25 protein-coding genes are annotated in these 20,173 nt (G+C 39.6%); 22 read left to right on the forward strand and 3 right to left on the reverse strand.

Annotated elements, in window-relative coordinates:
• Positions 1–89 precede the first annotated feature (89 nt).
• The 4 genes from IGL49_RS00665 to IGL49_RS00680 all read left to right on the forward strand — a co-directional run bounded on the left by IGL49_RS00665 (position 90) and on the right by IGL49_RS00680 (position 4,220).
• A complete protein-coding gene (locus IGL49_RS00665) occupies positions 90–896 on the forward strand; it encodes an ABC transporter ATP-binding protein (RefSeq protein WP_164982944.1) in 807 nt (268 codons plus the stop codon).
• Positions 893–1,903, forward strand: a complete 1,011-nt coding sequence (locus IGL49_RS00670; RefSeq protein ID WP_104855110.1) for a FecCD family ABC transporter permease — start codon at positions 893–895, stop codon at positions 1,901–1,903. The genes IGL49_RS00665 and IGL49_RS00670 overlap by 4 nt, the downstream gene beginning before the upstream one ends.
• Positions 1,900–2,904 carry a FecCD family ABC transporter permease gene (locus tag IGL49_RS00675; RefSeq protein ID WP_104855111.1) on the forward strand — a complete coding sequence of 335 codons (1,005 nt, stop codon included), beginning with the start codon at positions 1,900–1,902 and terminating at the stop codon, positions 2,902–2,904. The genes IGL49_RS00670 and IGL49_RS00675 overlap by 4 nt, the downstream gene beginning before the upstream one ends.
• Before the next feature lie 113 nt (positions 2,905–3,017).
• Positions 3,018–4,220: an iron-containing alcohol dehydrogenase gene (locus IGL49_RS00680; RefSeq protein WP_174108273.1), complete on the forward strand. Its 1,203-nt coding sequence runs from the start codon at positions 3,018–3,020 to the stop codon at positions 4,218–4,220.
• 56 nt (positions 4,221–4,276) lie between these two features.
• Here the strand turns inward: IGL49_RS00680 and gpmA are convergent, their stop codons facing one another.
• The 3 genes from gpmA to rpiA form a co-directional block, all read right to left on the reverse strand.
• Complete coding sequence (gpmA, locus tag IGL49_RS00685) at positions 4,277–4,963, reverse strand: 2,3-diphosphoglycerate-dependent phosphoglycerate mutase (RefSeq protein WP_002359343.1); 687 nt, start codon at positions 4,961–4,963, stop codon at positions 4,277–4,279.
• Positions 4,964–5,136: 173 nt separating this feature from the next.
• Entirely contained in the window at positions 5,137–5,712 is a 576-nt protein-coding gene (locus IGL49_RS00690) for a recombinase family protein (RefSeq protein ID WP_104855113.1), read from the reverse strand.
• A gap of 41 nt (positions 5,713–5,753) precedes the next feature.
• Positions 5,754–6,434, reverse strand: coding sequence for a ribose-5-phosphate isomerase RpiA (rpiA, locus tag IGL49_RS00695; protein ID WP_002363468.1), 681 nt, complete (start codon positions 6,432–6,434; stop codon positions 5,754–5,756).
• A 344-nt stretch (positions 6,435–6,778) separates the two neighbouring features.
• On the opposite strand from rpiA, the gene rpsL reads away from it, so the two are divergent.
• The 18 genes from rpsL to rpmC all read left to right on the forward strand — a co-directional run bounded on the left by rpsL (position 6,779) and on the right by rpmC (position 20,167).
• A complete protein-coding gene (rpsL, locus tag IGL49_RS00700) occupies positions 6,779–7,192 on the forward strand; it encodes a 30S ribosomal protein S12 (protein WP_002356190.1) in 414 nt (137 codons plus the stop codon).
• 55 nt (positions 7,193–7,247) lie between these two features.
• Entirely contained in the window at positions 7,248–7,718 is a 471-nt protein-coding gene (gene rpsG / locus IGL49_RS00705) for a 30S ribosomal protein S7 (protein ID WP_002356191.1), read from the forward strand.
• Between the two features lie 83 nt (positions 7,719–7,801).
• On the forward strand, positions 7,802–9,883 hold the full coding sequence (gene fusA, locus IGL49_RS00710) for an elongation factor G (protein ID WP_002356192.1): 2,082 nt from the start codon (positions 7,802–7,804) through the stop codon (positions 9,881–9,883).
• 150 nt (positions 9,884–10,033) lie between these two features.
• Entirely contained in the window at positions 10,034–11,221 is a 1,188-nt protein-coding gene (gene tuf, locus IGL49_RS00715; RefSeq protein ID WP_002356194.1) for an elongation factor Tu, read from the forward strand.
• Between the two features lie 245 nt (positions 11,222–11,466).
• A complete protein-coding gene (locus tag IGL49_RS00720) occupies positions 11,467–11,727 on the forward strand; it encodes a hypothetical protein (protein ID WP_141409959.1) in 261 nt (86 codons plus the stop codon).
• On the forward strand, positions 11,717–12,664 hold the full coding sequence (locus IGL49_RS00725) for a trypsin-like serine peptidase (protein WP_104855115.1): 948 nt from the start codon (positions 11,717–11,719) through the stop codon (positions 12,662–12,664). Before IGL49_RS00720 ends, IGL49_RS00725 begins: the two co-directional genes overlap by 11 nt.
• Before the next feature lie 95 nt (positions 12,665–12,759).
• Positions 12,760–13,584 (forward strand): bifunctional hydroxymethylpyrimidine kinase/phosphomethylpyrimidine kinase, encoded by an 825-nt coding sequence (thiD, locus tag IGL49_RS00730; protein ID WP_002364530.1) that lies wholly within the window; start codon positions 12,760–12,762, stop codon positions 13,582–13,584.
• A 271-nt stretch (positions 13,585–13,855) separates the two neighbouring features.
• Positions 13,856–15,022 (forward strand): SAM-dependent methyltransferase, encoded by a 1,167-nt coding sequence (locus IGL49_RS00735; protein ID WP_033596649.1) that lies wholly within the window; start codon positions 13,856–13,858, stop codon positions 15,020–15,022.
• 348 nt (positions 15,023–15,370) lie between these two features.
• The gene (rpsJ, locus tag IGL49_RS00740) at positions 15,371–15,679 is read left to right on the forward strand and encodes a 30S ribosomal protein S10 (RefSeq protein ID WP_002389727.1); all 309 of its coding nucleotides are present in this window, start codon (positions 15,371–15,373) and stop codon (positions 15,677–15,679) included.
• Positions 15,680–15,700: 21 nt separating this feature from the next.
• On the forward strand, positions 15,701–16,330 hold the full coding sequence (gene rplC / locus IGL49_RS00745; RefSeq protein ID WP_002356199.1) for a 50S ribosomal protein L3: 630 nt from the start codon (positions 15,701–15,703) through the stop codon (positions 16,328–16,330).
• Between the two features lie 25 nt (positions 16,331–16,355).
• Complete coding sequence (rplD, locus tag IGL49_RS00750; protein WP_002356200.1) at positions 16,356–16,979, forward strand: 50S ribosomal protein L4; 624 nt, start codon at positions 16,356–16,358, stop codon at positions 16,977–16,979.
• Positions 16,979–17,269 (forward strand): 50S ribosomal protein L23, encoded by a 291-nt coding sequence (locus tag IGL49_RS00755; protein ID WP_002356203.1) that lies wholly within the window; start codon positions 16,979–16,981, stop codon positions 17,267–17,269. The genes rplD and IGL49_RS00755 overlap by 1 nt, the downstream gene beginning before the upstream one ends.
• Positions 17,270–17,308: 39 nt before the next feature.
• Positions 17,309–18,139 carry a 50S ribosomal protein L2 gene (gene rplB, locus IGL49_RS00760; RefSeq protein WP_002356204.1) on the forward strand — a complete coding sequence of 277 codons (831 nt, stop codon included), beginning with the start codon at positions 17,309–17,311 and terminating at the stop codon, positions 18,137–18,139.
• 42 nt (positions 18,140–18,181) lie between these two features.
• Positions 18,182–18,460 carry a 30S ribosomal protein S19 gene (gene rpsS / locus IGL49_RS00765; RefSeq protein ID WP_002356205.1) on the forward strand — a complete coding sequence of 93 codons (279 nt, stop codon included), beginning with the start codon at positions 18,182–18,184 and terminating at the stop codon, positions 18,458–18,460.
• A 21-nt stretch (positions 18,461–18,481) separates the two neighbouring features.
• Positions 18,482–18,829, forward strand: coding sequence for a 50S ribosomal protein L22 (rplV, locus tag IGL49_RS00770; RefSeq protein WP_002356206.1), 348 nt, complete (start codon positions 18,482–18,484; stop codon positions 18,827–18,829).
• A 66-nt stretch (positions 18,830–18,895) separates the two neighbouring features.
• On the forward strand, positions 18,896–19,552 hold the full coding sequence (gene rpsC / locus IGL49_RS00775; RefSeq protein WP_002356207.1) for a 30S ribosomal protein S3: 657 nt from the start codon (positions 18,896–18,898) through the stop codon (positions 19,550–19,552).
• Between the two features lie 2 nt (positions 19,553–19,554).
• Positions 19,555–19,989, forward strand: coding sequence for a 50S ribosomal protein L16 (gene rplP / locus IGL49_RS00780; RefSeq protein WP_002356208.1), 435 nt, complete (start codon positions 19,555–19,557; stop codon positions 19,987–19,989).
• The gene (gene rpmC, locus IGL49_RS00785) at positions 19,979–20,167 is read left to right on the forward strand and encodes a 50S ribosomal protein L29 (protein ID WP_002383858.1); all 189 of its coding nucleotides are present in this window, start codon (positions 19,979–19,981) and stop codon (positions 20,165–20,167) included. The genes rplP and rpmC overlap by 11 nt, the downstream gene beginning before the upstream one ends.
• Positions 20,168–20,173 lie beyond the last annotated feature (6 nt).

Raw genomic sequence — 20,173 nt, forward strand, 5'->3', positions numbered from 1 at the left:
TTTTAAGGAAGGGTCTTTTATAATCAAGGAACAATGAGTGAGAACGATTCTCAATAAATGTAAAATAACGACAGAAAAATTAAAGAGGAATGGTTATGAATTATTTAGAGGCAGAGGACTTAACTACAGGATATGGTCGTCAAGTGATTAGTGAAGCGCTGAACTGTTCATTTGAAGCGGGAACTATTACAAGTATTATTGGACCAAATGGTTGTGGCAAATCGACCTTGTTAAAAACACTTGCGCGCATTTTGCCAGCCGAGAAAGGCAAGGTGTTCATTAAGAACCAAGAACTTCAACATTTTTCTTCAAAAGAAGTGGCGCAAGAACTAGCGATTTTATCACAAACGCCAGAAAATACAATCGATTTATCTGTTTTTGACCTCGTCTCTTTCGGGCGGTATCCATATCAATCGGGCTGGAAAAGCGTCACCACAGAAGATCAAGAGTACATACAATGGGCATTAGAATTAACAGGCTTAACTGAGTTAGCTAGAGAGTCTGTGGCAATTTTATCAGGTGGACAACAGCAACGGGTTTGGATTGCTATGGCGCTAGTGCAGGATACAGATATTTTAATTTTAGATGAACCAACCACCTATTTGGATCCAGCGCATCAGCTAGAAATTTTAAATGTGTTAAAACGAATTAATCAAGAACATCAGAAAACCATCGTGATGACGATTCATGATATTAATTTAGCTTCTCGTTTTTCTGATCGTGTGATTGCGATGAAAGAGGGAAAGATTATCAATGAGGGAACACCGCAAGAAGTGATTACTGTTACTGGCTTAGCAGATGTTTTCGCTATTCAAGCAGAAATTAGTTATCATAGTCAGACACAGCGGCCACTAGTGCTTTCTTATGAGTTGATGGAAATGGAGCTGGATGGATGAAAGGCATAAGCGGATTTTATAGACACCAATGGCAAGTGTTACTTGTCTGTCTTTTTTTGCTAATGGGGACAATGCTTCTGTCGCTGATGTTTGGTGCGACGTCGGTTTCGATTCACACGATTATTGAATCATTTACGCACTTTGATGCGACCAATCAAGCACATCAAGTCATTCAAACGGTTCGGTTGCCGCGGATTTTAGGAGCCGCTTTTGTGGGAGCAAGTTTAGCGGTGAGTGGGGCGTTAGCGCAAGGGATTACGCAAAACCCATTGGCAGATTCTGGCTTGCTGGGTATCAATGCTGGGGCTGGCTTGGGCTTAGCGCTTGTTTTTGCATTCCTCCCTCAGGCAAGTTATGGGTGGCTTTTAGTTGTTTCTTTTCTTGGCGCCGGCGTGAGTGTAGCACTGATTTATTATCTTTCTAATCATTCAATTCGAGGAGCAAGCCCCATGCGTCTGACCTTGGTGGGAGCTGGTATTAGTGCCCTTTTTTTATCATTTAGTCAATTCTTAGCCATTCAGTTCAATTTGAGTCAAGAGTTAACGTTTTGGTTTCTTGGCGGTGTCAGCGTTATTTCTTGGGCACAATTAAAAATAGTCGTCCCGATCTTTCTGGGTGCATTTGCATTAGCAATTCTGATTAGTCCGTCGGTGACTATTTTACGGTTTGGCGATGATGCAACAATTGGTTTGGGGCGAAATCCGCAGCGTATTCGGTTGTTCGCCAGTATAACGATTTTGCTTTTATCAGGATTGTCTGTGGCGCTGGTTGGCTCGGTCAGTTTTGTTGGCTTGATGGTGCCTCATGTGATGCGAACAGTTTCTGGAGAAAATTACCGTCGCTTGATTCCGTTCTCGGCGTTAGGCGGTGCACTCCTCGTTTTGGTGGCAGATTTAATCGCTCGAATGGTGAATCCGCCTTTTGAAACACCATTTGGGATTATCACGGCCTTAATTGGCATCCCATTCTTTCTTTATTTATTTCGTAAAGGAGGGCAACTAGGATGACACAGAAAAAAGTGTCCCGTTGGGTGGCTATCTTAATAGTTGGGATTATCCTAACTGCTTGTATCAGTTTAACGCAAGGGGAATTATCTGTTTCCTTCATAGATTTAAAAGCCCTTCTTTTGGGACAGGGAAGTCAGGCCAAACAACTGTTAGTTTGGGATTTTCGGTTACCACGGATTGTGCTTGCGGTCCTAGCGGGCGCAGCTTTAGGCTTAAGCGGCGCTATTCTTCAAGGAATTACTCGAAATCCGTTAGCAGATACTGGGATTTTAGGCATTAATGCGGGTGCGGGTTTGGCAGTGATTTTGTTTATTAGTTTTATTGAAACGACAAGTATCACGACGTTTGCACTTCCGCTCGTGGCCTTAGTTGGCGGCTTGCTAGCGGCTGTTGGGATTTTGGTAATCGCGTATCATCATCGTTTAGGATTGACCCCAGTTCGAATGGTCTTAGCGGGTGTCATTTTGAGTACGGGTATTTCAGCACTCACCTTATTAATTACATCAAAAATTGACACTGAAAAGTACCGTTTTGTTACAATGTGGCAAGCAGGCAGTATCTGGGGCAGTAATTGGTTCTTTGTGGGCGCTTTGTTGCCTTGGCTAGTCATCGGGTTCTTTTTTGCGATGAAGCGTCATCGTCTGTTGGATATTTTACAATTAGGGGACGAAACAGCTATGTCTGTAGGTATTGCTGTGAAAAAAGAACGAATCGTTTCGTTGCTATTAGCGGTGATGTTGGCGGCTTCAGCGATTTCCGTTACAGGGGGAATTAATTTTTTAGGTTTACTTGCGCCACATATTGCTCGCAAATGTGGTTTTACGCAACAAAAACAGGTATTGCCATTGGCGGCGTTGTTTGGGAGTTTACTTTTATTGGTTAGTGATACGATTGGTCGGCTATTGCCTGGCAATGGAGAAATGCCTGCAGGGATTATTGTTGCGATCATCGGTGCGCCTTATTTTCTTTATTTGTTAATCAAAACAAGCGATTCGTTATAAAAAAGAATCAAAAGCTGGGTCAAGCGATCATTGTGAAAGCAACTGTCATTTGCTCGGCTTTTTTATTGGCGGATTTTTGAAAAAATAGTATGATAAATGCGTAAGAGGATTGAATGGAGGATGAAAGAATGGAAAACTTTAATTTTTATGTACCAACAGACATCCGTTTTGGGAAAGATCGTTTAGACGAATTACCTGCTGTGTTAGATCAGTTTGGCAAAAATGTCTTACTTGTTTATGGTGGCGGTAGCATCAAACGTAATGGCTTGTACCAACAAATTACTGATTTGGCCCAAAAAAACGGGCATACACTGATTGAGTTGAGCGGTGTCGAACCAAACCCACGCATTGAAACAGTTAGAAAAGGAATTGAGTTGTGTAAAGAAAACCAAGTCGATGTTATTTTAGCAGTTGGCGGTGGTTCAACCATTGATTGTTCCAAAGCAATTGCTGCGGGCTTTTATTCAGAAGAAGATATCTGGACAGTCATTGCAGCCAGAAAAGGGTATACCGGTCCTGCTTTACCAATCGTGACCATCTTAACTTTAGCAGCAACAGGTAGTGAAATGAACGCAGGTGCTGTCATTTCTAACTTAGAAACCAATAAAAAATTAGGCTTTGGTGGTCCGAATATGATTCCAAAAGTTTCGTTCTTGGATCCAACGAATACTTTTACGGTTCCTCAAAATCAAACAGCAGCTGGCTCAGCGGATATTTTCAGTCATTTGATTGAAAACTATTTTAGTATTTCGACAGGCACGGACGTCCAAGATTTTGTGTCGGAAGGCTTAATGCGAACGGTTATCAAAAATTGTCCCATTGCTTTAGAAAATCCAGAAGATTATGATGCACGTGCTAATTTAATGTGGGCAAGTAGTTTAGCCTTAAATGGTTTAACAGGGCGCGGCAAACAAGGTGTTTGGTCTTGTCACCCCATGGAACATGAATTAAGTGCGTTTTATGACATTACGCATGGGATTGGCTTAGCAATTTTAACGCCTCGTTGGATGAATTACGTTTTGTCTGAACAAACCGTTGGCAAGTTTGCACAGTTTGCTCGAAATGTTTGGGGAATAGTCGAACAAGAAGAGGAAGTAGCAGCGAAAAAAGGTATTCAAGCATTGTACGATTACTTTGTGGCTTGTGGCATTCCAATGACATTACCAGAAGTTGGCATCGAAGCAGATAAATTTGAAGAAATGGCACAACAAGCTGTGGCCCATAGTGCAATTGCTGAAAAGGCTTATGTACCATTGGATGTAGCTGATATAGTAGCGATTTATAAAGATTGTTTAACCGAAAGTCAATTTATTTAATCCATAAAAAAGCGGTTTGCCTTGGCAAACCGCTTTTGTTAATAAGAAACATGTTCTTATAAGTAGTATTTTTCTTTCACAGTTAAATCATCGTTTAATTCATAAACTAATGGTTTACCTGTTGGGATTTCAAGATCCATAATATCTTCATCAGAAATGCCTTCGATGTGTTTAGCTAAAGCACGTAATGAATTACCATGAGCCGCTACTAAGACAGTTTTGTTGTCTTTTAAAGCTGGCGCAATTTCATCTTGCCAGAATGGTAATGCACGTTCCAAAGTAACTTTCAAGTTTTCGCCACCAGGAATATCGCGTTGGTCTAACATTGCATAACGACGGTCGTTTGCTGCAGAACCTTCATCTGTTGCTTCCATTAATGGAGGAAGAGTATCGTAAGAACGACGCCAGATGTGGACTTGTTCATCTCCATATTTTTCAGCAGTTTCTTTTTTGTTTAGCCCTTGTAATTTACCATAATGACGTTCGTTTAAGCGCCAAGATTTGATTTGAGGTACCCATAATTGATCTGAGTATTCTAGTAAATAGTTACAAGTTTTGATGGCACGAGTTAAAACAGAAGTATAAGCAACATCGAATTCGATGCCTGCTTCTTTAATTTTACGGCCGCCTTCTTTTGCTTCTTCAACACCTTCAGGTGCTAAATCTACGTCAGCCCATCCAGTAAATTGGTTTAAGGCATTCCATTCGCTAAGTCCATGACGAGAAAAAACTAATTTTGGCATGTATAAGCTCTCCTTTGAGTTTAGTTTTCTGAAAATAAGATTTCCACGTTTATTGTACACCGTTTTGCGTAAGATTTCCAATGGAAAATAGTAAAAAAACGTGAAAGTTGCTGAAAAGTTAGAGTGAAATTGAATCAAAAAAGAAGCCCTATCTGAAGGACTTCTTTTTATTCTTAGGAATACAGCCGTTCGACATCTGTCTCAGGTAAATTGATGTACTTATAACAAGTGCCCACCGAAACGCCGCATTTATTAGAAATAAATTGGATTGTTTCTTTGTTTTCGTAATATAATGCACGGATTTTGCGGACGGTACGTCCGTCAATTTTTGGACGTCCACCTACTTTTCCGTTTTCACGAGCTTTGTGGAGCCCGACGAGCGTGCGTTCTTTAATTAGTGCACATTCCATCACAGATAAGCTCTCCATTAATTGGAAATAGGCTTCACCTGTTGGAAGGTGAGTATCAATTCCTTCTGAAATGCTGACAAAATCAACTTGTTTTTCCTTTAACATTTTCATAAAGTCTGTTAATTGGCGGGTTGTTTTACCTAAATGGTGCAATTTACAAACAATAAGTGTATCCCCAGCAGAAAGAAGTTTTTCGACTTCGTCTAAGACACTGATCTCCGCTTGAGGATCAAATGTCTCTTGGAAAATATCATCACAACCAAACGATTGGAGAGTGGTTAGTTGATTTTTTAAATCGTCTTCAATAATAGTTGTGCGTGCATAACCAATTCGTTTCATATATTATCCTTCCTATATAAATAATCTTTTTTCACACATTCTTAACGTGCGGGAACATGTAAGGTTTTCGGTCCATCTTCATAACCGACGATTACCATAGAAACCATATTTAAAAATAAGCCGTGTTCAACGACGCCAACCAAGTTGTCTAAATAAGAACCTAAAGCTTCTGGATCTGTAATTTTTTCTAAATGTAAATCGATGATATGGTGGCCTCCATCTGTTATTAATGTTTCGCCAGCAGCGTTTAGACGAAGTGTAGGGTGATAGCCTTTTTCTTCAAATAAATGTACTAGTTGGCGGCTGCCATAAGGAACAACCTCAACTGGAAGTGGGAAAGCCCCTAAATCGTCCACCATTTTTGATTTATCCACAATCCAAATACATTTCTTTGAATAAGTGGCCACAATTTTTTCAAAAAGTAAGGCAGCGCCACCGCCTTTGATTCCTTGAAAATCAGCGCTGATTTCATCGGCGCCATCAATCGTAAGATCCACATATGGAACCTCATCAATACTTTTTAAAGGAATGCCCAAGGCCAAGGCTTGTTTCTCTGTTTCTTTTGAAGTAGTAACCCCCACGATTGACAATCCTTCTTCTTTTACGCGACGACCAATTTCGTCTACCATAAATTTTGCTGTTGAGCCAGTACCCAAACCGACAATCATGCCGTCTTCTACATATTTTGCAGCTTCGATTCCTACCATTTGTTTCAGATTCATCGCTGTTTTCCGCCCCCTTCAATAGTCAAAGATATTGTACCGTTATTTAACTAAAAAAGATAGAAAGTTTTTGAAAAAGTCATAAAAATTTTTAAAGGAAAAGTACGTTTAAATAGAAGGAAAAGCTTTTTTTCGAAAGGCGAAAGAAGAGGGTTGACAGCTGATACTTATCGTGGTATCCTAACAAAGGTGCTTTATCTACAGGTTCCTTATAGGGACGTGCTGACTGTCTATCAAAGCATATTTGATAAAGAGTGCAGAGATTGCATTATTTTTTATCGCGAAAAAAGAACCACCTGGATGTGTGGAACTAGAAGCGAAGTAAGGAAGGAGGAGAACAAGGAATGCCTACAATTAACCAATTAGTACGTAAACCTCGTAAATCTAAAGTAGAAAAATCTGATTCACCAGCCTTAAACAAAGGATATAACAGTTTTAAGAAAACTCAAACAAACGTTAACTCTCCGCAAAAACGTGGAGTTTGTACACGTGTGGGTACGATGACACCTAAAAAACCGAACTCAGCTTTACGTAAATATGCCCGTGTTCGTTTGTCAAACTTAATCGAAGTTACAGCTTATATCCCAGGTATCGGTCACAACTTACAAGAACACAGCGTGGTATTATTACGTGGTGGACGTGTAAAAGACTTACCAGGGGTACGTTACCATATCGTTCGTGGTGCGCTTGATACTGCCGGTGTTAACGACCGTAAACAAAGCCGCTCTAAATACGGTACTAAACGTCCTAAAGCTTAATTATAATAAGACAATAACAACTTGAAAAATCATATTTCGGAAGGAGGAGTTACGGATGCCTCGTAAAGGTCCTGTTGCAAAACGTGATGTTTTACCAGATCCAATTTATAACTCAAAATTAGTAACTCGCTTAATCAACCGTGTAATGGTTGACGGTAAACGCGGGATTGCTGCTAACATTATCTATAATTCATTTGATATCATCAAAGAATCTACAGGTAACGATCCATTGGAAGTTTTTGAACAAGCAATGAAAAACGTTATGCCTGTTCTTGAAGTTAAAGCACGTCGTGTTGGGGGTTCTAACTACCAAGTACCAGTTGAAGTTCGTCCAGAACGTCGTACAACTTTAGGTTTACGTTGGGTAGTTAACTACGCACGTCTACGTGGTGAACACACAATGGAAGAACGTCTAGCGAAAGAAATCATGGATGCTGCTAACAACACTGGCGCTTCTGTTAAAAAACGCGAAGACACACACAAAATGGCAGACGCGAACCGCGCATTTGCTCATTATCGTTGGTAAGATCCTCTCTGTCTGTCGCGTAAAGTGGCAGCAGAAAGTCAATTTACAATCGATTTAAACAAAGAGAGGAGTAAACATACAAAATGGCAAGAGAATTTTCACTTGAAAAAACTCGTAACATTGGTATCATGGCCCACGTTGATGCTGGTAAAACAACAACAACTGAGCGTATCTTGTACTACACTGGTAAAATCCATAAAATCGGTGAAACGCACGAAGGTGCTTCACAAATGGACTGGATGGAACAAGAACAAGAACGTGGTATCACGATTACATCCGCTGCGACAACTGCACAGTGGAAAGGCTACCGTGTAAATATCATCGATACTCCAGGACACGTGGACTTCACAATTGAAGTACAACGTTCTCTACGCGTATTAGATGGTGCGGTAACAGTTCTTGACTCTCAATCAGGTGTAGAACCTCAAACAGAAACTGTTTGGCGTCAAGCGACTGAATATAAAGTTCCTCGTATTGTATTCTGTAACAAAATGGATAAAATCGGTGCGGACTTCTTCTATTCAGTAGAATCATTACATGATCGTTTACAAGCAAACGCTCATCCAATTCAAATTCCAATCGGAGCCGAAGAAGACTTCACTGGAATCATTGACTTGATTAAAATGAAAGCTGAAATCTACACAAATGATTTGGGAACAGATATCCAAGAAACTGATATTCCTGAAGATTATTTAGAAAAAGCGCAAGAATGGCGCGAAAAATTAGTTGAAGCTGTTGCTGAAACTGACGAAGACTTAATGATGAAATATCTTGAAGGTGAAGAAATCACTGAAGAAGAATTAGTCGCTGGTATCCGTCAAGCAACAATCAACGTTGAGTTCTTCCCTGTATTAGCTGGTTCAGCATTCAAGAATAAAGGGGTTCAATTAATGTTGGACGCTGTTCTTGATTACTTACCATCTCCATTAGATATCGATGCTATCAAAGGGATCGATACTAAAACAGACGAAGAAACAACTCGTCCAGCTGATGACGAAGCACCTTTCGCTTCATTAGCATTTAAAGTTATGACTGACCCATTCGTAGGTCGTTTAACTTTCTTCCGTGTTTATTCTGGTGTCCTTGAAAGTGGTTCATACGTATTGAACGCTTCAAAAGGCAAAAAAGAACGTATCGGTCGTATCCTACAAATGCACGCCAACACTCGTCAAGAAATTGACAAAGTGTACTCTGGTGATATCGCTGCTGCTGTTGGTCTGAAAGACACAACAACTGGTGATACATTATGTGCATTAGATGCACCAGTTATTCTTGAATCTATTGAATTCCCTGATCCAGTTATCCAAGTCGCTGTTGAACCTAAATCAAAAGCTGACCAAGATAAAATGGGCGTGGCTCTACAAAAACTTGCTGAAGAAGATCCATCATTCCGCGTTGAAACAAACGTTGAAACTGGTGAAACAGTTATCTCTGGTATGGGTGAATTGCACTTAGACGTTTTAGTAGACCGTATGAAACGTGAATTCAAAGTTGAAGCTAACGTAGGTGCTCCTCAAGTATCTTACCGCGAAACATTCCGTGCTGCGACTAAAGCAGAAGGTAAATTCGTTCGTCAGTCTGGTGGTAAAGGACAATACGGTCACGTATGGGTTGAATTTACACCAAATGAAGAAGGTAAAGGCTTCGAGTTTGAAAACGCAATTGTCGGTGGTGTGGTTCCTCGTGAGTACATCCCAGCAGTTGAAAAAGGGTTAGAAGACTCTATGAACAACGGTGTTCTTGCTGGTTATCCATTAGTTGATATCAAAGCAAAACTTTACGATGGTTCATACCACGATGTCGATTCAAATGAAACGGCCTTCCGTGTAGCTGCTTCTATGGCATTGAAAGCTGCGGCTAAAAATGCAAACCCAGTTATTTTAGAACCAATGATGAAAGTTACAATTACTGTTCCTGAAGATTACTTAGGTGATATCATGGGACACGTAACAAGTCGTCGTGGACGTGTTGAAGGTATGGAAGCACACGGTAACTCTCAAATCGTTAATGCGATGGTACCTTTAGCTGAAATGTTTGGTTATGCTACAACATTACGTTCAGCAACACAAGGACGCGGTACATTTATGATGGTATTTGACCACTATGAAGACGTACCTAAGTCTGTTCAAGAAGAAATCATCAAGAAAAACGGCGGCAACGCATAATTTTCCTTGAGAATAAAAGGTTTGTTTTTAGAACTATCCTTTTTTCAAGATTTCGTGTAAAATAGCTTATGATGATCAGACGGTTTTTAGTAACGTCTATCACATATAAAACAAACAATAAAATTTATATTTTTAGGAGGAACATTCAAAATGGCAAAAGAAAAATTTGACCGTTCTAAATCCCATGTTAACATTGGTACTATCGGACACGTTGACCATGGTAAAACTACATTAACAGCTGCAATTGCTACTGTATTATCAAAACACGGTGGCGGGGAAGCACAAAGCTACGATTCTATCGATAACGCTCCAGAAGAAAAAGAACGTGGAATCACAATCAACACTTCTCATATCGAATATGAAACTGAAACTCGTCACTATGCACACGTTGACTGCCCAGGACACGCGGACTACGTTAAAAACATGATCACTGGTGCTGCTCAAATGGACGGAGCTATCTTAGTAGTTTCTGCTGCTGATGGTCCTATGCCTCAAACACGTGAACATATCTTATTATCACGTAACGTTGGTGTACCATACATCGTTGTATTCTTAAACAAAATGGATATGGTTGATGACGAAGAATTATTAGAATTAGTAGAAATGGAAGTTCGTGACTTATTATCAGAATACGATTTCCCAGGCGATGATGTTCCAGTTATCGCAGGTTCTGCTTTGAAAGCTTTAGAAGGCGACGAGTCTTATGAAGAAAAAATCTTAGAATTAATGGCTGCAGTTGACGAATATATCCCAACTCCAGAACGTGATACTGACAAACCATTCATGATGCCAGTCGAAGACGTATTCTCAATCACTGGACGTGGTACTGTTGCTACAGGCCGTGTTGAACGTGGTGAAGTTCGCGTTGGTGACGAAGTTGAAATCGTTGGTATTAAAGACGAAACATCTAAAACAACTGTTACAGGTGTTGAAATGTTCCGTAAATTATTAGACTACGCTGAAGCAGGCGACAACATCGGTGCTTTATTACGTGGTGTAGCACGTGAAGATATCGAACGTGGACAAGTATTAGCTAAACCAGCTACAATCACTCCACACACAAAATTCAAAGCTGAAGTATACGTATTATCAAAAGAAGAAGGCGGACGTCACACTCCATTCTTCACTAACTACCGTCCTCAATTCTACTTCCGTACAACAGACGTTACTGGTGTTGTAGAATTGCCAGAAGGTACTGAAATGGTAATGCCTGGTGATAACGTTGCTATGGACGTTGAATTAATTCACCCAATCGCTATCGAAGACGGAACTCGTTTCTCTATTCGTGAAGGCGGACGTACTGTAGGTTCAGGCGTTGTTACTGAAATCGTTAAATAATTAACTTTTTAACTATAGTTTTAACCAGCGTAAAAAACTGGGGTATTCGGACGTAAGACCAGAGAATTTATTCTCTGGTCTTTTTTTTACGTAGCTATTTCAAATATATAACTATGATTAAAAAAAATTAGGTAATAAAAAAACTTTTTTGAAATCGGATTCATAGCGTGGTATAGTGAAAGAAATGGAAAGGTGGAGGTTTAATTATAAAAATAGTTTATTTATTAGTAGTTGGTTGTGTTTTTGTGAGTAGTTTATTTTTTTTGGTAGAAGCGCATAAGCAGGTGAAAATTGATGGTGTTGTAACTGAGGTTTCTGAAGATTCTATAATTTTTGAAGATAAATTTGGTTCTTTATATATTGTATATAAAGAAGATAGAGTTGAATTTAATAACCAAATATTAAAAAAAGGAGATAGTATTTCTTTAGAAGTTGAGGGAGTTGTTAGTGAGACATCTCCTGCTAGATTTGAAAAAGTTGAAAGTATTATAAAAAATGGAAGTTAATTTTTCTATGAAAATGAATAGGTTATTAGTTATAAGTATGGGTTTTGTTTTTAGTGTTTGTTTTCTTATTCCTGTCCAGGGTTATGCTGAAGTGGAGCCGTTGGTGCCAAGTGCTGTAGATATAAATGTTTCTAATGAATTATCAGCTTCTGGGATCAGTTCTTATGATTTAGAAACTAATATTGAAGTTGAGCAGCCTTTGCCCATTTCTGCTAGGGCAAGAATGGATTATGAGACAAATAGTTTTGTGCCTGAAGGTATTTCTAAGGAACGTTCTGATAGGCAAATAATAGGTGCCGATACAAGAACAAGAATAACTAACACAGTCAGTTTTCCTAATAGTACTATTGGGAAAATGGTTATGACTTTTCCTAATGGACAAACGTATGTAGGGACAGGTTGGATGTATGGTAATAAAGTAGCAATTACAGCAGGGCATTGTGTGTATTCTAAAAGAGATGGAGGCTGGGCTAGAAGTGTAGCATTTTATCCTAGGAAAAACGATTCTTATAATCCATTAGGTGTTTATTATGCTACGAGTCTATTTACCGATACAAAATATATTGCGACTGAAGATTCAAATTATGATTGGGGAATGCTTAGATTTTCAAGTAATGTAGGTTACAAAACAGGGTATTTAGGAGCGGAGTGGTCTACAGGAAGTCAAGTAGGTACAACAGTGACTGTTAGGGGATATCCTGGAGAACGACAAAATCAAATGTGGACTTCTAGTGGTCGGATTACAGGTAGCGGTAGTAGTAAGACGAATTATTCTATAGATACAACAGGAGGTCAAAGCGGTGCTCCTGTTTATCGATATAGTTCGGGAAGCTATCGTGCTTTGGCGATTCATACAAATTCTTATGGGTCTTATAATCAAGGTGAGCGAATTGATCGCTCGTTATTTAATATAATGAATTCAGCTAGAAGTTGGTAATGATTTAGAAATTGGCTGGCTAAAAAATAAGCCAATTGGCTGTTTTAGCAGACTTGTTTCTTCAGTATACTTGGAGAAAAAGGTTAGGTGATTTAATGGAAAAAGTATTGACGATTGCAGGCTCCGATTCAACTGGAGGGGCAGGGATTCAAGCAGATTTAAAAACATTTGAAGAGTATGGAGTTTTTGGATTTTCAAGTTTAACCTCGATTGTGACGATGGATCCTACGACAGGCTGGTCGCATGAAGTGACTGAATTGCCAGAAACGCTCTTAGAAAAACAATTGATTTCGGTTTTTGCAGGCGGTCCAGTAGCGGCCTTGAAAACAGGGATGATGGGCAATGAACAAAATATTAAAATGGCTAGCAAATACATTAAACAAGAAAAAATTCAAAAAGTCGTGATTGACCCAGTCATTGCTTGTAAGGGAACGGCACAAATTCTGCAACCCAAAAGTGTGGAAGGCCTAAAAAACGATTTACTGCCATTAGCATTAGTTGCCACGCCTAATTTAATTGAAGCGGGTATCTTATCTGGATTAGGCGAAATTTCTTCCGTGGCGGAGATGGAAGAAGCGGCAAAACGAATTGTACAAATGGGAGCCAAACATGTCGTGGTTAAAGGAGGACATCGCTTAGCTGGAGAGAAAGCACTGGACTTATTTTATGATGGTCACACCGCGCATCTTTTGGAAAATGAACTATATCCTACTGATTATAATCATGGTGCAGGTTGTACTTTTTCAGCGGCGATCACAGCTGGTTTGGCGAAAGGTTATTCGGTGTTAGAAGCAGTAACTTTAGCGAAAAAATTTGTAGCAGCGGCGATTAAACATGGTATTCAAGTTAATCCTTATGTGGGGCACGTGTGGCATGGCGCTTACACCCATGCGGAACAACGGATGCGTAAGAAAGCATAATGTATAGAACTAGAGGAGTCTGTCAAGGACTGGCTCTAGTTTTTTTGTGATAAAGAATAACAATAGTAGGTATTACGTTAAAAGAATGTTCAAATTTTTAAAAGAGGAGTAGAATAGAACTGTAATTGCAAAAAAAGAAGCGGAACATAGAAGGGGTGTTAACTTTTCTGTGCTTCAGTTTAGAACGGACTGTGGTGTTTGTTTTGACGAACTACCGGAAAGCGACTTCTTTTTGTTTTGGCTTCAAATGGTATTTAATGGAGGGAATGCAATGTTAGAAAAAGAAACGTACAGTCAACTGTTTAAATGGTCTTTTTCAAAAAAGACACAAGTCACATACTGGGATGGTACCGTCAAAGAGTATGGGCAAGGGTCGGGGGATCCGGTTTTTAAAATTGTATTCAATGAAAAAATTCCTGTGAAGGATTTACTGAATAACGCTTCGTTAACTTTAGGGGAAGCCTACATGGATCGCAAAATTGAAATCGAAGGCGATATCCAAGCGCTGATTTATGATGTGTATAACCAAAAGGATAGCTTTTTACACAATGCTAAATTTATTAAATGGCTTCCTAAAGAAAGTCATTCAAAAAAACGTTCGCAAGAGGATATTCACAGCCATTACGATCTGGGGAATGATTTTTACAAAAAATGGCTTGACCAAACAATGACGTATTCGTGCGCCTATTTTAAAACGCCTGAAGATACTTTAGAGCAAGCACAAGTAAATAAAGTTCATCATATTTTAGATAAATTGTTTATCAAAGAAGGTGACACTTTACTGGATATTGGCTGCGGCTGGGGCACGTTAATTTTAACTGCGGTGAAAGAATACGGAGCAAAAGCAACTGGGATTACATTAAGTGAAGAACAATTTCATCATATTCGCCATATTATAGAAAAAGAAGGCCTACAAGATCGAATGACTGTCAAATTGATGGATTATCGTGATTTAAAAGGAGAGCCTTTTGACCATATTACGAGTGTCGGGATGTTTGAACATGTCGGTGCAGAAAATCTACATGAATATTTTGATGTCGTTCAGCGAAATTTAGCGCCTAAAGGTACGGCATTGATTCATGGGATCAGTCGCCAACAAGGTGGGGCTAAAAATGCTTGGATTAATCGTTATATTTTCCCAGGTGGCTATATTCCTGGTGTCACTGAGTTAGTCGGCCATATGACAGAAAATGACTTACAAGTGATCGACTTGGAAAGTTTGCGCAGAGATTATCAATTGACATTGGAACATTGGACAAAAAACTTCCATAATATAGAAGCAGAAATTGTTGACGAAAAAGGTGAGCGCTTCTATCGAATGTGGGACTTATATTTGCAAGCATGTGCAGCCTCATTCCAAGCAAGCAATATTGATGTTATTCAATATTTATTGGTTCATCCAGATAACAATGATATTCCAATGCGCCGGATTGGTTAATAGAATAAAAAAGAGAGAATTTGGGCTTCTGGTAAAAGAGGAAGCCCAAATTCTTTTTTTATAAAAATAGAATGAAAAGAATTGAAAAACAAAACAAATACTTTTCAAAACAAGAAAAAATTCTTTTAAAAAAACACAGAAAATCCTTGCTAACACTATCCTTTCATAGTATAATCAAAAAGGTGCTGTTTACAGGAGTGTAAAAAGCATTGGTAGATCAACGATTTGATTTGCCGGCTGTGAAGCGAGAGGTTGCGACACGCTCGGACGCTTTGCCATGAACGAGCATGCCGGATAAATTTTCGTGGAGCTATGTCTACTTTTAAAATAGGCGAAGGAGGGAACAAGATGGCAAAACAAAAAATTCGTATCCGTTTAAAAGCGTATGAACACCGTATTTTAGATCAATCAGCGGATAAAATTGTGGAAACAGCAAAAAGAACTGGAGCTGACGTATCAGGTCCGATTCCATTACCAACAGAACGCTCACTTTACACAGTTATTCGTGCGACTCATAAATACAAAGATTCTCGCGAACAATTCGAAATGCGTACTCACAAACGTCTAATTGACATTGTGAACCCAACACCAAAAACAGTTGACGCTCTAATGAAGCTTGACTTACCGTCTGGTGTTAATATTGAAATCAAACTATAAAATTAAGATGGAGGTGTACTCATGACCAAAGGAATCTTAGGGAAAAAAGTGGGAATGACACAAATCTTTACTGAGTCTGGTGAATTAATTCCAGTAACAGTAGTTGAAGCTACGCCAAACGTGGTTTTACAAGTGAAAACTGTTGAAACTGACGGATACGAAGCTATCCAAGTTGGTTACCAAGACAAACGTGAAGTTTTATCAAACAAACCTGCGAAAGGTCATGTTGCAAAAGCAAACACGGCTCCTAAGCGCTTCATTAAAGAATTCAAGAATGTTGAGCTAGGAGAATATGAAGTAGGTAAAGAAATCAAAGTAGATGTTTTCCAAGCAGGAGACGTTGTTGATGTTACAGGTACTACGAAAGGTAAAGGATTCCAAGGGGCAATCAAACGTCACGGCCAAAGCCGCGGACCTATGTCTCATGGTTCTCGTTATCACCGTCGTCCTGGGTCAATGGGTCCAGTAGCGCCTAACCGTGTATTTAAAAATAAACGACTAGCCGGCCGTATGGGTGGCGACCGCGTAACAATTCAAAACCTTGAAGTTGTTAAAGTGGACGTAGAAAGAAATGTTATCTTAATCAAAGGAAACATTCCTGGAGCGAAAAAATCTTTAATCACAATCAAATCAGCTGTGAAAGCTAAATAAGTGTAGGGAAAGGAGGAACTAAGGAATGCCGAATGTAGCATTATTCAAACAAGATGGAACTCAAAACGGTGAAATCACTTTAAATGAAGAAATCTTCGGAATCGAACCTAATGAAAGTGTTGTCTATGATGCAATCATCATGCAACGTGCTTCATTAAGACAAGGAACACACGCAGTTAAAAACCGTAGCGCTGTTCGTGGCGGTGGCCGCAAACCATGGCGTCAAAAAGGAACTGGTCGTGCTCGTCAAGGTTCAATCCGTTCACCACAATGGCGTGGAGGTGGCGTAGTCTTTGGACCAACACCGCGTTCATACAGCTACAAACTTCCTAAAAAAGTTCGTCGCTTAGCAATGAAATCTGTATTATCAGATAAAGTTGCTGAAAATAACTTGGTAGCAGTAGAAGGTTTAAGCTTCGATGCACCAAAAACAAAAGAATTCAAACAAGTTCTTGCTAACTTGTCTATCGATACTAAAGTATTAGTTGTTTTAGAAAATGGTAACGACTTTGCAGCTTTATCAGCTCGTAACTTACCAAACGTTTCTGTAGTAACTTCTGATAACGTTAGTGTGTTAGATGTTGTGTCAGCTAACAAAGTCTTGGCAACACAAACAGCTCTTACTCAAATTGAGGAGGTGCTTGCATAATGGAATTACTAGACGTAATCAAACGCCCAGTGATCACTGAAAAATCCATGTTAGCTATGGACGAAAAGAAATATACTTTCGAAGTGGACACTCGCGCAAACAAAACTTTAGTAAAACAAGCTGTTGAATCAGCATTCGATGTTAAAGTAGCAAACGTAAACATCTTAAACGTGCGTCCAAAATTTAAACGCATGGGTAAATATGCAGGTTATACAAAAAAACGTCGCAAAGCGATCGTTACATTAACTGAAGATTCAAAAGAAATTCAATTATTCGAAGCTGCTGAATAAGCAGTCCTGAACAATATCAACGTAGGAGGGAAATAAGACGTGGCGATTAAAAAGTACAAACCTACCACAAATGGCCGTCGTAACATGACAAGTTCTGATTTCGCTGAAATCACAACTTCAACACCAGAAAAATCATTGTTACAGCCATTAAAAAACAATGCCGGTCGTAACAACAACGGTCGCATTACGGTTCGTCACCAAGGTGGCGGTCACAAACGTCAATACCGTGTGATTGACTTCAAACGTAATAAAGATAACGTCGCAGCGGTTGTTAAAACGATCGAGTACGATCCAAACCGTTCTGCTAACATCGCGTTAGTTCATTACGAAGACGGGGTTAAGGCATACATCTTAGCACCAAAAGGATTAGAAGTAGGCATGCGCCTAGTATCTGGTCCAGAAGCAGATATTAAAGTAGGTAACGCATTACCATTGGAAAACATTCCAGTCGGTACAGTTATCCACAACATTGAAATGAAACCTGGTAAAGGTGGACAATTAATCCGTTCAGCTGGAACAAGCGCGCAAGTACTTGGTAAAGAAGGCAAATACGTATTAATCCGCTTAAACTCTGGCGAAGTTCGTATGATCTTAGCAACTTGCCGTGCAACAATCGGTTCAGTTGGTAACGAACAACACGAATTAATCAACATTGGTAAAGCTGGCCGCTCTCGTTGGATGCGTAAACGCCCAACTGTTCGTGGTAGCGTAATGAACCCTAACGATCACCCACACGGTGGTGGTGAAGGTAAAACACCAATCGGACGTAAAGCACCAGTATCTCCATGGGGTCAACCAGCAATTGGATACAAAACACGTAATAAAAAAGCTAAATCAGACAAACTTATTGTTCGTCGTCGTACTAAATAATTTTTTTGACCATGTGTCGTACATTTTGAGAGGAGGTTCACCATGGGTCGTAGTTTAAAAAAAGGACCTTTCGTCGATGATCATTTGATGAAAAAGGTCGAAGCACAACAAGGTGCCGAAAAGAAAAAAGTAATTAAAACTTGGTCTCGCCGCTCTACAATTTTTCCATCATTCGTAGGTTTCACAATCGCTGTATATGATGGACGGAAACATGTCCCTGTTTACATTCAAGAAGACATGGTAGGACATAAATTAGGTGAATTTGCACCAACTAGAACTTATCGTGGCCACGTTGCTGACGATAAAAAAACTAAACGCTAATTTTGAGGGGAGGATATGCAAATGTCAGAACAAATTACATCAGCTAAAGCAACTGCAAAAACAGTTCGCACTTCACCTCGTAAAGCACGTTTAGTAATCGATCTTATCAGAGGGAAAAGCGTTGCGGATGCAATTTCAATCTTGAAATTCACACCGAACAAGTCTGCTGGAATCATTGAAAAAGTTTTAATGTCAGCAGTTGCTAACGCAGAAAACAACTTTGACTTAGACGTTGAAAGCTTAGTCGTATCTGAAGCATTTGTTAACGAAGGACCAACAATGAAACGTTTCCGTCCTCGTGCAAAAGGTTCAGCTTCACCAATCAACAAACGTACTAGTCATATCACAGTAGTTGTAACAGAGAAATAAGTCTCATGAAATAGGCTGTTTTCTTTATGAAAGCAGAGCTTAAACATTTAAGAGGAGGGACAATCAGTGGGTCAAAAAGTACATCCAATTGGAATGCGTGTAGGCATCATCCGCGACTGGGATGCGAAATGGTATGCTGAAAAAGAGTATGCTGAATTCTTACACGAAGATTTAAGAATCCGTAAATTTATCGCAACAAAACTTGCTGATGCTGCTGTATCTACAATTGAAATCGAACGCGCTGCAAACCGTGTAAACATTTCAATTCACACAGCTAAACCAGGTATGGTTATCGGTAAAGGCGGATCTGAAGTCGAAAACCTAAGAAAAGAATTAAACAAATTAACTGGCAAACGAGTTCACATCAACATCGTTGAAATCAAAAAACCAGATTTAGATGCAAAATTAGTAGGCGAAGGAATTGCACGTCAATTAGAAAACCGTGTTGCTTTCCGTCGTGCTCAAAAACAAGCGATCCAACGCGCAATGCGTGCTGGCGCTAAAGGAATCAAAACTCAAGTATCAGGTCGTCTAAACGGTGCGGATATCGCTCGTTCAGAAGGATACTCTGAAGGAACTGTACCACTTCACACATTACGTGCGGACATTGATTACGCATGGGAAGAAGCGGACACTACTTACGGAAAACTAGGAGTTAAAGTGTGGATCTATCGTGGAGAAATTCTTCCAACGAAAAAAAACACTGAGAAAGGAGGGAAATAATCATGTTAGTACCTAAACGTGTAAAACACCGTCGTGAATTCCGCGGAAAAATGCGCGGTGAAGCTAAAGGCGGAAAAGAAGTAGCATTTGGTGAATGGGGTTTACAAGCAACTGAATCTCACTGGATTACTAACCGTCAAATCGAAGCAGCCCGTATTGCAATGACTCGTTACATGAAACGTGGCGGGAAAGTATGGATTAAAATTTTCCCTCACAAGTCTTACACAAGTAAAGCTATCGGCGTACGTATGGGTAAAGGTAAAGGGGCACCTGAAGGCTGGGTATCACCAGTTAAACGTGGTAAAATCATGTTTGAAATCGCAGGCGTTCCTGAAGAAGTAGCTCGTGAAGCTCTTCGTCTTGCATCTCACAAATTGCCGGTAAAAACTAAGATCGTAAAACGTGAGGAAATGGGTGGTGAATCGAATGAAGGTTAAAGAAATCAGAGAATTAACCACTGCCGAAATGCTAGATAAAGAAAAACAATTAAAAGAAGAATTGTTCAACTTAAGATTCCAATTAGCAACAGGTCAATTAGAAAACACTGCACGTATTAAAGAAGTACGTCAATCGATTGCACGCATCAAAACAGTATTGCGTGAACAAGCTAACTAATAGTGG

Origin of the sequence: Enterococcus sp. DIV1337a (genome assembly GCF_051712285.1) — a bacterium.
GTDB classification, from domain to species: domain Bacteria; phylum Bacillota; class Bacilli; order Lactobacillales; family Enterococcaceae; genus Enterococcus; species Enterococcus faecalis.